Genomic DNA, 11,378 nt, shown 5'->3' on the forward strand with positions numbered 1-11,378 from the left:
ACGCGACGCAATGCGGCATGATGACGACGCTAATTCCACGCGCAAGACCAGTGGGAGAGCATGGAGACGGGGATGACATCTATGGCGTTCAGGACGCGACTGGCGTTGGCGGCGTTGCTTGGCGGGACCGCGCTGGTACCGGGCGTGGCGCAGGCGCAGACCGCGCGCGAAGTGGAGCTCGAGACGCGGTTGAAGGCGCTCGAAGCCGCCGTGCAGGATCTGCGCGGCGAGTTGACCGCGGCGCGGGCGACGGCCGCGACGCCGATCGCCCCGAATTCCGCGAACGCGTCTTCCATGACCGCGTCTCCCATGAACGCCAATCCCATGACCGCGTCTTCGATGAGCGCGGCATCCGAGTCGCCGGGCCGATCGCCCGGCGCGACCAATGTGACCCAGGCCAAGCCTGTCGCGACAAATTCGGCACCGGCCGACGGTTTTCGCGTCGGCAACACGACGGTCAAGCTGGGCGGCTTCGTTCGCCTCAACGTCATTGCCAGCCGCTACAACGATGGCGAGGCCGCAGTCGGCGGGCTGGGCAAGGAGTTCTTCCTGCCGCAGCAGATTCCGGTCGGCGGCGGGTTCTCCAGCCAGGACCTGCTGCTCTCCGCGCGCCAGACCCGCCTGCAGTTCAGCACGTCCACGCCGATGAACGGCACCGACATCAAGACGCTGGTGGAGTTCGATTTCGCGCTCGCGACGGCGCCGGTCGGCGCGCAACGCGCGACCAATCCGTACACGCCCACCTTCCGCCGTGGCTTCATCGAATATGGCAATTTGCTGGTCGGGCAGGAATGGTCGACCTTCCAGAACATCGCCGTGCTGCCGGAGACGACGGATTTCGTCGGACCGCTGGACGGCACGGTGTTCAACCGCCAGGCCCAGGTCCGCTACACTATCCCGTTGCGATCCGGGCTGACGTTGCAGATCGCGGCCGAGAACCCCGAGACGGAAACCGCGCTGCCGGCCAACGCGGCGCTGGTCGACACGGATGACGACCGCCTGCCCGACGTGGTGGCACGGGTGAACTGGAAGTCGACATTCGGCGATTTCGCGCTGGCCGGCATCGCGCGCGAGCTGCGCACCGATACGCTGGGCAGCGGCGATACCGTCTTCGGCTGGGGCGTGTCCGGGTCCGGCAAAATCCCCATCGGCAAGCGTCACGACCTGCGCTTCATGGCGACCTACGGGCAAGGCATCGGTCGGTACCTCGGACTGGGATACGTGCCCGACGCGATCTACGGCGGCGCCGCGACCCAGCTCGAGCGGATCGACAATTTCGCGGGCTTCGCGGCGCTGCGGATCGGCTGGACCGATGCGATCCACTCGACGGTCATGGGCAGCTACCAATCCGCCAATTATCCGGCGGGCGTGATCGTCACGGGGCTGGCCAACGCCAAGTCCTATGGCGGCGCCGGCAACCTGTTCTGGTCGCCGGGCAAGGGCTTCGACATCGGCGTGGAATATCGTCACGCGGTCCGCGAGCTGGTCTCGGGTGACACCGGCGCGCTCGACCGCCTCGAATTCGCATTCAAATACGGGTTCTGATTGCCCGACGCTCCAGAATCCCCACCCAACCCACCTGAGAGGACACCGCCATGGCGACGACAACGGGGGACGCTTCGCCCCTTGGGCACGTGAAACAGAGCCAGCCGCTGATCATCATCGCCTCCTCGCTGGGGGCGGTGTTCGAATGGTATGATTTCTATCTCTACGGCCTGCTCGCGACGATCATCACCGCGCAGTTCTTCTCGGGCGTCAACGAGACGACCGGGTTCATCTTCGCATTGGCGGCGTTCGCGGCCGGGTTTGCGGTGCGGCCGTTCGGCGCGCTGGTGTTCGGGCGGATCGGCGACGTCGTCGGGCGCAAGAACACCTTCCTCGTCACGATGGCGATCATGGGGCTTTCGACGTTCCTGGTCGGTCTGCTTCCCAGCTACGCGTCGGTCGGCGTTGCCGCGCCGATCGCGCTGGTCGTGCTGCGGCTGTTGCAGGGCTTGGCGCTCGGCGGCGAATATGGCGGGGCCGCGACCTATGTCGCCGAGCACGCGCCCGACAAGAAGCGCGGCCTGTTCACCAGCTTCATCCAGACCACCGCGTCGCTCGGGCTGTTCGCGGCGTTGCTGATCGTGATCGGCGTGCGCACGCTGGTCGGCGAAGAAGCGTTCGCGGCATGGGGCTGGCGCATTCCGTTCATCGTCTCGATCGCGTTGCTGGCGGTGTCGCTCTGGATCCGCATGCAGCTCGAAGAGAGCCCGGTGTTTCAGAAGATGAAGGACGAGGGCAAGACCTCGAAGGCACCGCTGACCGAGGCGTTCGGGCAGTGGAGCAATCTCAAGGTCGTGCTGATCGCGCTGTTCGGTGCGGTCGTCGGCCAGGGCGTCGTGTTCTACACCAGCCAGTTCTACGCGCTGTTCTTTCTCGAGAAGAATTTGCGCGTCGACGGGCCGACCACCAACGTCCTGATCGCGATCGCGCTGTTGATCGCCACGCCCGCATTCATCTTCTTCGGCTGGCTGTCGGACAAGATCGGGCGGAAATGGATCATCCTGACCGGCTGCGCGCTGGCGGCACTGACCTACATGCCGCTGTTCCACGAACTGTCGAAGGCGGCCAACCCCGCGCTGTATGCAGCGCAGGCCAATTCGCCGGTGAGCGTCGTCGCCAATCCCGACGAATGTTCGGTGCAGTTCGATCCGGTCGGCAAGAACAAGTTCGACAGCAGCTCGTGCGACATCGCCAAGGCGTATCTGGCTAAGGCGGGCATCTCGTATGCCAACGTCGTCGCACCCGCGGGCACGGTTGCGCAGATCCATATCGGCGGCGCGACCATCCCGGTCGTCAACCCAGCGGTCGTCTCGGGCCCTGAGAAGGCAGCGGCGATCAAGGCGTTCGGTGGCGAAGTGAAGACCGCGCTGACCGCTGTTGGATATCCCGAGAAGGCGGACCCGGCGCAGATCAACAAGCCCAAGGTGGTCGCGATCCTCGTCCTGCTCGTGCTGTACGTGACGATGGTCTACGGGCCGATCGCGGCGCTGCTGGTCGAGCTGTTCCCGACGCGGATCCGTTACACCTCGATGTCGCTGCCGTATCATATCGGCAATGGCTGGTTCGGCGGGTTCCTGCCGACCGCGGCGTTCGCGATGGTGGCTGCGACCGGGGATATCTATTACGGCCTCTGGTATCCGATCGTCGCGTGCGCGGTGACGGCGCTGGTCGGGCTGGTGTTCCTGCCGGAGACGTTCCGCCGGTCGCTGCACGGGTGATTTGAAGGTCTGAACGATCCTCTCCCGCAAGGGGAGGTGGCGCCTAAGGCGACGGGGGGGAGGACACGGAGCCGTTGCTCCGCGGGCCGCCCCCTCCGTCAGGCTGACGCCTGCCACCTCCCCCTGGCGGGGGAGGATTGCTTTGAGTCCGGGGCAGCCGGGACCCAACCCTTGCCAACCGACGACAGCATGTTTCCCCGCGAAGGCGGGGATCCAGACTGGGCTCCCGCCTCCGCGGGAGAACAAGAGCGCGGACGGTCCTACGTTCGTCGACGCCGCCCCAACGCGAAACCGTCTCGCCAGCGAAAGCTGGGGTATCCCTGTTGGCAGGCGCTGCGACCCACATCGGGAGATCCCAGCTTTCGCTGGGATGACGGGGAAGGGGATGACGGGAAGGGGCTGGAGGGGCATCAGCCTGGATCCATCGACTAAACCCGCGTGTCGATCCGTGCTAGTGAATCGCGCTTATGGTCAGCGTCATCCAGCGCGTCGCGCGCGTCTTTCTTTCCGGCGCGGTGGCGTGGGCGGTTTTGTCCGGCGGCGCTGCGGCATTTGCGCAGCAGGGGGTGGCCGGTCCGGCGGCTGTTCCAACACCGGCGCCAGCGCCAGCGCCAGCGCCGACACCGACACCGACACCGACACCGGCTCCAGCGCCGCCGCCGCCGGGCGTGCAGTTGCCGGTCGATGCGCTGATGCAGGATGCGGCGGAATATGCGCGGCGCTACGGGGTGACGTTCGACGCGGCGATCCACCGGATGCGTGCGCAGGGCGAGAGCGTTGCCGCTACCGATGCGCTGCGGGCGACGTTTGCGGATCGCTGGGCGGGGATTTCGGTCGAACACCTGCCGGATTACCGGATCGTCGTGCTGCTGACCGGCTCCGAGCCGGTGGCGGACCAGGCGATCGGCGCGGGCGGGATGACCGTGCCGGTCGTCTTTCGGACCGGGGCGGCGGCGACGCGCGAGGCGGTGCTTGCCGCGATCGCGACCTATCAGGCGCAGATCCGTGCGTCGTTGCCGCACCCGCCAGGGATCGGGCTGGACCAGCGGACCGGCGAGATGGTGGTGGTGATCTCGTCGGGTGACGCCGCGCTCGATCGGGGCGGTGCGCTGCGCGAACGGATCGCGGCGCTGACCGGGATGCCGGTGCGGATCGACGTGGTCGACCGGCCGCCCGTCGACATGGCGGATGGTGCCGGAGAGGGCGCTATCGAGGGCGCCATCGAGGGGGGGGCGCGCGTGATCGGGACGGTCGAGGGCAAGCGCTATGCGTGCACGACCGGGTTCGTGGTGACCGACGGGGTGCGCCATGGCGTCGTCACGGCGGCGCATTGCCCCGACAGCCTCCGCTATGTCGATGGCGCACGGCGCGAATGGCCGCTCGATTTCGTCGGGCAATGGGGCTGGGGGTATCAGGACGTGCAGGTGAACAGCGTGCCCGCCGCATCGGCTCCGCTGGCACCGTTATTCTATGCGGATACCGCGAAGACGCTGGCGCGGCCGGTCGTCACTTGGCGCTATCGCACGAGCACGCGGGCGGGGGACTTCGTGTGTCATCGCGGCGAGCGCACCGGGTATAGCTGTGCGCAGGTGGCGATGGTCGATTTCGCGCCGGCGGGCGACCTGTGCGGCGGCGCATGCCTGGCGACCTGGGTGGCGGTGGAGGGACCGACCTGCAAGGGCGGCGACAGCGGCGCGCCGGTGTTCGAGGGGACGACCGCGCTCGGGCTGGTCAAGGGCGGTACCTATGCGCGCGACGGGACGTGCCTGATGTATTATTACATGTCGACGGACTATCTGCCGCCGGGCTGGACGCTGGTGCACCAATAGGCCGGCCGATTGTTTCTGGCTGCCAAGCGCGGTACGTCCCGCGGCGAACCCGGCGCCGCGGTGCGCCGATCGGCGGCCTATCTGATACGGGCGGAACATGGACTCCTCTGGCCTCGAGGCCGTCTTTCTCGCGAACCGCGATACGCTGCTGCGGTTCCTCCGTTCGCTCGGCGCGGGCGATGCGTCGGAGGATCTGCTGCACGAGCTGTGGGTGCGGACTCAGGTGGCGCCGACCGGGCCGATCGCGGCGCCGCTGTCGTATCTCTACCGGATGGCGAACAACCTGATGCTCGACCGGCATCGTGCGGTGCGGCAGGCGGAGAAGCGTGACCGGGACTGGGTGGCGGCGACGGGGGGCTCCTCGCCCGACCGCTCCGAGGCGCCGTCGGCCGAGCGCGTCGTGATCGCGCGCGAGCAGGCGGCGCTGGCCGAGGCGGCGTTGCAGGCAGTAGGCGACCGGGCCGCGCGGATATTTCGGCGGCACCGGATCGACGGGATCGAGCAGCGTGTGGTCGCGGCGGAGTTCGGGGTGAGCCTGAGTACGGTCGAGGCGGATCTGCGGAAAGCGTACCGCGCGATGATCGATGCGAAGCGACGCCATGACGAGGGTTGAAATGCCAAGGGCGCGCGCGATCGCCTCCGTCTTCGGGTATAGGAGGCCATGATGGCGGATCGGCAGGAGGATATCGAAGGACGCGCACTGGACTGGGTGGTCCGGACCGGGAGCGATGCGTTCGACGACTGGGCGGGATTCCAGGCGTGGCTGGAGGCGGACCCGCGCCATGCGGCGGCGTATCATGCGATGGCCGCGGATATCGACGAGATGGCGGCCGCGGTGCCGCCCGAGCTGCCGGCCATGAGGGTCGAGCCGATCGTCGTGTCGATGCGGGCCGGGCGGCGCTGGCCGGTCTGGGCGGGTGGTGCGCTGGCCGCGTCGCTGGCGCTGGTGGTCGGCTATGGCGCGATCGGGACGGGCGCGCACCCCTATGCGGTCGAGACCGCGGCGGGGGCGATGCGGACGGTCCGGCTTGCCGACGGGAGCAGCATCGCGATGGGCGGGGCGACGCGGCTGATGCTCGACCGCGACGACCCGCGGGTCGCGACGCTGGAGCGGGGGCAGGCGATGTTCGTGGTGCGGCACGATGACCGGGATCCGTTCGAGGTGCATGTCGGCGGCGCGCGGCTGGTCGATGTCGGCACCGCGTTCGACGTTAAGTATGCGCTTGGCGACATGCGCGTCGCGGTGTCGGAAGGGGCGGTGGACTATAATCCCGGGCGTGACGGCATCCGGCTCGCCAAGGGGCAAGGGATGGTCGTGCGCGACGGCAAAGCGACCGTCGCCGCGGTCGACGTGGCGAGCGTTGGATCGTGGCGCGACAGCGTGCTGGCGTATGAGGGCGCAACGCTGGCGGAGGTGGCGGACGACCTGTCGCGCGCGCTGGGCGTCGACCTGCGCGCCGATCCGGGGGTGGCGGGACGGGCGTTCAGCGGGAGTATCGCCACCGCCAAGCTGGCCCGCGACCCAAGGCTTGCTGCGCCGTTGCTGGGCGTCGTGATCCGCCGGCGCGGCGACCATTGGGTGATGTCCGCGCGGTCGTGAGCATGCGCGTGTGTCTGGTCGGCGCGGCGCTGGCCGTGGCCTCCCCCGTGCTGGCGGGGCCGATCGGTGCCATCGATCTGCCGGCCGGGCGCCTTGGCGACGCGGTGCTCGCGCTGGGGCGGCAGTCGGGGACGAGCATCGTCGTCGGCGATCCGGGGCTGTGGGCGCGGCGGGTGCCGGCGGTGCGCGGGCAGATGACCGCACGGGCGGCGCTCGACCGGCTCGCCAGCGTGGCCGGCGCGGACGTGGTGGAGGCGGGGCCGGCCGGGTGGCGGCTCGTGCCGCGCGCGCCGCGCGTCGCGGTGATCCGGAAAACGCTACCCAAGGTCGCTCCGGTGGTGCTGCCGGTCGATGTGGGCCCGGACATCGTCGTGACGGGCAGCAAGCGCGACGTGCGGCTGCGCGATTTCGCCGGGCAGGTGGCGCTGCTCGACGGCGTCGATCTCGCGTTCGGCGGCGCCGGCGGGACCGAGGCGATCCTCGCGCGGCTGGCGAGCGTGTCGTCGACGCACCTGGGCGCGGGGCGCAACAAGCTGTTCATCCGGGGCATCGCCGATTCGAGCTTCACCGGGCCGACCCAGACCACCGTGGGGCAATATTTCGGCGATCTGCGGCTGAGCTACAACGCGCCCGATCCCGACCTGCGGCTGTACGATATCGCGACGGTCGAGGTGCTCGAAGGGCCGCAGGGGACGCTGTACGGCGCGGGGTCGCTGGGCGGGATCATCCGGACCGTGCCGAATGCGCCCGACCTGGCGACGGTGTCGGCGTCGATCGCGGGCGGCCTGTCGGCAACGTGGCACGGCGATCCCGGCGCCGATCTGGGGGCGACGCTGAACCTGCCGCTGGGCGAGCGGGTGGCGTTGCGCGTGGTCGGCTACGGCGTCAGCGAGGGCGGCTATATCGACAATCCTGTGCGCGACCGCCGCGACGTGAACCGGACGCGGATCGGCGGCGGTCGCGCGACCTTGCGGCTCGATGCCGGCAATGGCTGGACCGTCGATCTCGGCGGGATCGGGCAATGGACCAAGGGCGACGACAGCCAGTACGCCGACCGCGACGCGCGCGGTCTCGGTCGGGGCGCGCTGACCCGGTCGAGCGCGATCGTGCAGGGGTTCGCGGCGGAGTATGCGATGGGGCAGGTCGTCGTGTCGGGCACGATCGCCGGGCTGAGGGTCAAGTCGTCGACCGGGATCGTCGGCCAGACGCTCAGCGAACGCTACGACGCGACCATGCCGACCGGGGACGCGATGCTGCCGGGCGGAGACCCGCCCGTATCCAGCGGCCCCGCAACGACGCTCGCGGCAAGTCCGCGCGTCTTTGCGCAGCGCAACGCGACGATGCTGATCGCCAACGAGACGCGGGTGTGGCGGCCGATGCGGAACGGGTTCGGCTGGGTGGTGGGCGGCAGTTTCACGCATAATCGCACCCGGTTGTCGCGTTCGCTCGGGCCGGTCGATGCGCCGGCGCCGGTCACCGGCGTCACCAATCGGATCGACGAGGCGACCTTGTACGGCGAGGGCAGTCTCGAACTGGTGCGCGGGCTGACCGCCACCGCGGGCGCGCGCGTCACGCGGGCGTCGCTGGCGGGGACCGGCGAGGACGTCGCGCCGGCGCGGCTGGAAGCGGTCGCGCTGGCGCGCGCGCGCGTGACCGCGGACCGGGTCGAGACGAGCGTGCTGCCGTCGGCGTCGATCATCGCGGCGGTGCTGCCGAAGGTGTCGCTGTACGGGCGATACCAGCAGGGGTTTCGACCGGGCGGACTCGCGATCGAAAGCGATTTCGTGCGCCGGTTCGAGAATGATCGCGTGCGGACGCTGGAGAGCGGCGTGCGGTACGGGTTGGCAGGCGTCGACCGCGCCTATCTGACGGCGAGCGTGTCGCACACGATCTGGCAGGATATCCAGGCGGACTTCATCGATGCCAGCGGCCTGCCGAGTACCGCCAATATCGGCGACGGGCGAATCTGGACGTTCGGCGCGACGGGTGGGTGGACGCCGGTGCCGGGACTGACGCTGGATGCGGGCGTGACCTATAACGACAGCCGGGTGAACGAGCCGAGCGTGGCGTTATACGTGGCGCTCGCGCGGATGAGCCAGGTGCCCAACATCGCGCGCTATGCGGGGCGGCTGGGGGCGGAATATCGTCGGGATGTCGGGCGCGACCTGGATCTGCGGGTGTATGGCTGGGCGCGCTATGTCGGGCGGTCGCGGCTAGGCGTCGGGCCGGTGCTGGGCGAGGAGCAGGGCGATTATCTGGATACGGCGCTGACCGCGCGCGTGGGGCGGGCGGGCCTGGGGGTGACGCTGGGGGTGACGAACCTGACCGACAGCGTCGGCAACCGGTTCGCGCTGGGGACGCCGTTCCAGGTGGGCATCGGGCAGATCACGCCGCAGCGGCCGCGGACGGTGCGGATCGGGCTGGATGCGGCGTTCTGACGGTGCGATCCTCCCCGTTGCGGGGGGATCGCGTAGCGAGAGGGACGGGGAGGACATGCAATGGATGTCGTCGTTTCCTCCCCCTCCGTCTGGCAAGCGCCAGCCACCTCCCCCTTGGGGGGGAGGATCAGGCGGTCATCCGTTCGCTACGCGCGCCGGCCGCGGAGAGCAGGTCTGGCTGAACTGCCCTTTGGATTTTGTTTTCGGGACGGTTGGGATCGGTAGAAATCGCCCAATAGCGGACATTCAAATCGTCGTGTTATGATAGCTAGATGTTCATCAACGACCTTCCGAAGCGCGAAAGCGTCCAGCGCGAGATCGGTGCTCTATCCGCTGATTATGTTGCCCGGATTGAAGGAAATGCCCTTGGCGCACCCGAAATGATCCTTGGCTGCCGACGCATCCTCGATCTATGGATCGAAGGGGGCGGTTCTTCGCTCGATGACGAGGTTATTGGTGTGCTCGGCATCGAAAGCCAGTGCGATCACGTCATGCTGCGACCGGGTCAGCGAAAGCCACGCTTCCCGGCCTACGCCGGAGATGAGGACGCCGAGATAGACCGGCTGGGGCTATTTTTCGCCGCGTCATTCGAGCGTGAAGTGCGAGATTTAAGTAAGCGCTTCAACGTCCGCTAACCTTCCCATCTCGGCCATTCCGCTTACGCCCACTTGCCGGCGTTGACACCCCTCTTCTAACTCCCCGATAGCGGACGTCGGATCGTGTATCCGGTGACGCACACCGGGAGGCGCAGGGAGATTGTCGTGAAGCGTCGACTTATTTTGGCCGCTTGTACTTCGATGATATTCGCGCCGTTCGCGACTAACATCTATCTCATGGAAAACCGTCCGGTGGTGTCCGTAGGTTCTCATTTCACAGCCATTCCTGCTGATTGGCTTTGCGGGCGTGTGAATTCGGGACCTTACTGCGTCGAAGTAACTGAACGCGACAGGCATCTCGAAAGGTGGTCACTCCTTTTGTTGATCCTCGTGGGCCTGCCCGCCCTTCTTCGTCAGATACCTGACGTGCTGAAACGACAAAGATCGAGCGCGGTAGCTCGGGCGTCGAAACGACAGCCTTTCAAACAATAAGCGGCCTGTCCGCTTTCCTCTCCTTTCCGGCCGTTCGGCTTCCGTTTCCGACCATTCCGCTTCCGCGTATTTTCGGATATTCCGATGCTCCATTTCTGGTTGGGTCCAGCGCCTACGGCCACTACCCCAACACTTGCCAAGCAACTTCTATCGGATAAGTTGGTTGATATGCAGGCCGCTAGGAGACTTTGAATGTTTGATCGCAGCATGTCACTGGCAGGGATACTCTTGATGACGACGCCGGCAATTGCTCGGCCGCCGGAATCCGTGGCGACCGTGCCCGCGGCGACGCAAACCGAGAAACTGATATGCCGGGCGGCCAATTCCGCGGCTTCCAGGCTTTCCGAAAAAACGTGTCACACGCAAGCCGAATGGGATGCCATTTCAGCATGGAATGGCGAAGACCTGGATAAGAACGTACGGTCACGTCAAATGAATACGCGACCCATCAGATAGTTCGCCGATCACAACTGGCACGGCTGTGCCCCGATGGCCTTCCCAACCCCATCGGGACATCGGGCGGTGCTCGGCGCCCCCGATACCCGATCGTTTACAGATCCATGGATCATGGAAACGATCGGGTATCCTATTTCGACGACGTTGATCTTTACGCCTTTGCCAGTGCGCGCTGGTCGGCGGGGAGGAGGGCGAGGGCGGTCTTGTAGCAGTCTTCGACGTGCGAATTGCCGACCAGTTTCATCGCGCCGAAGCTGATCGTCGCGGCCACCGCGGAGCCGGCGAAGGGGATGAACTTGGCCATCGATCCGACCGCGACGCGCGCGCCGACGCGGCGGAGGAGCGCGACGACGATGCGCTTGGTCACCATGCGGCCGATCATCGTGTTGCCAAGGCTCGAGGCCATCACCAGCGCCTGCTGGGCGATCTGTGGCTCGAGCTTTTGCACCTGATCGTGATCTAGGCCGAAGCGCTTGCTGATCTCGGGCAGCAGCTTGGTGAGCAGGCCGATGTCGGCGACGATGTCCGCGCCGGGGATCGGCACGACCGCGGCGCCCGCCGACATCATCGAACGCGTCGTGACGAGGCGCTTGCTGTCGTCGCGGATGCGGTCGAGGTCGGCGATGGTGGTGATCATGGTCGTGTGTCCCTGAAGATGTCTGGCGCGATAACGCGCCGACTTGATCTTGGTGCCGCGATCCCGG

General features: G+C 67.3%; 8 protein-coding genes. 7 read left to right on the top strand and 1 reads right to left on the bottom strand.

Going from position 1 to position 11,378, the window contains the following annotated elements; translation table 11 throughout:
* Positions 1-72 precede the first annotated feature (72 nt).
* The 7 genes from VH567_RS10735 (at position 73) to VH567_RS10765 (ending at position 9,765) form a co-directional block, all read left to right on the top strand.
* On the top strand, positions 73-1,545 hold the full coding sequence (locus tag VH567_RS10735; RefSeq protein ID WP_423325919.1) for a DcaP family trimeric outer membrane transporter: 1,473 nt from the start codon (positions 73-75) through the stop codon (positions 1,543-1,545).
* Between the two features lie 50 nt (positions 1,546-1,595).
* Positions 1,596-3,263, top strand: a complete 1,668-nt coding sequence (locus VH567_RS10740; protein WP_423325921.1) for an MFS transporter — start codon at positions 1,596-1,598, stop codon at positions 3,261-3,263.
* A 467-nt stretch (positions 3,264-3,730) separates the two neighbouring features.
* Positions 3,731-5,092: a hypothetical protein gene (locus VH567_RS10745; protein ID WP_423325923.1), complete on the top strand. Its 1,362-nt coding sequence runs from the start codon at positions 3,731-3,733 to the stop codon at positions 5,090-5,092.
* Between the two features lie 97 nt (positions 5,093-5,189).
* Positions 5,190-5,705: a sigma-70 family RNA polymerase sigma factor gene (locus VH567_RS10750; protein ID WP_423325925.1), complete on the top strand. Its 516-nt coding sequence runs from the start codon at positions 5,190-5,192 to the stop codon at positions 5,703-5,705.
* Positions 5,706-5,756: 51 nt separating this feature from the next.
* Positions 5,757-6,692 (top strand): FecR family protein, encoded by a 936-nt coding sequence (locus VH567_RS10755; RefSeq protein WP_423325927.1) that lies wholly within the window; start codon positions 5,757-5,759, stop codon positions 6,690-6,692.
* A 2-nt stretch (positions 6,693-6,694) separates the two neighbouring features.
* Entirely contained in the window at positions 6,695-9,130 is a 2,436-nt protein-coding gene (locus tag VH567_RS10760; RefSeq protein WP_423325929.1) for a TonB-dependent receptor, read from the top strand.
* A gap of 272 nt (positions 9,131-9,402) precedes the next feature.
* Complete coding sequence (locus VH567_RS10765; protein WP_423325931.1) at positions 9,403-9,765, top strand: hypothetical protein; 363 nt, start codon at positions 9,403-9,405, stop codon at positions 9,763-9,765.
* Positions 9,766-10,825: 1,060 nt separating this feature from the next.
* Here VH567_RS10765 and VH567_RS10770 read toward each other — a convergent pair.
* Positions 10,826-11,311, bottom strand: a complete 486-nt coding sequence (locus VH567_RS10770) for a hypothetical protein (RefSeq protein ID WP_423325933.1) — start codon at positions 11,309-11,311, stop codon at positions 10,826-10,828.
* Between the last annotated feature and the right edge of the window lie 67 nt (positions 11,312-11,378).

Origin of the sequence: Sphingomonas sp. 4RDLI-65, from assembly GCF_049472435.1 — a bacterium.
Taxonomy (GTDB): domain Bacteria; phylum Pseudomonadota; class Alphaproteobacteria; order Sphingomonadales; family Sphingomonadaceae; genus Sphingomonas.

Coding starts and splice junctions, on each gene's coding strand:
- VH567_RS10735 (WP_423325919.1), top strand. CDS start 73: ATGACATCTATGGCGTTCAGGACGCGACTGGCGTTGGCGGCGTTGCTT.
- VH567_RS10740 (WP_423325921.1), top strand. CDS start 1,596: ATGGCGACGACAACGGGGGACGCTTCGCCCCTTGGGCACGTGAAACAG.
- VH567_RS10745 (WP_423325923.1), top strand. CDS start 3,731: ATGGTCAGCGTCATCCAGCGCGTCGCGCGCGTCTTTCTTTCCGGCGCG.
- VH567_RS10750 (WP_423325925.1), top strand. CDS start 5,190: ATGGACTCCTCTGGCCTCGAGGCCGTCTTTCTCGCGAACCGCGATACG.
- VH567_RS10755 (WP_423325927.1), top strand. CDS start 5,757: ATGGCGGATCGGCAGGAGGATATCGAAGGACGCGCACTGGACTGGGTG.
- VH567_RS10760 (WP_423325929.1), top strand. CDS start 6,695: ATGCGCGTGTGTCTGGTCGGCGCGGCGCTGGCCGTGGCCTCCCCCGTG.
- VH567_RS10765 (WP_423325931.1), top strand. CDS start 9,403: ATGTTCATCAACGACCTTCCGAAGCGCGAAAGCGTCCAGCGCGAGATC.
- VH567_RS10770 (WP_423325933.1), bottom strand. CDS start 11,311: ATGATCACCACCATCGCCGACCTCGACCGCATCCGCGACGACAGCAAG.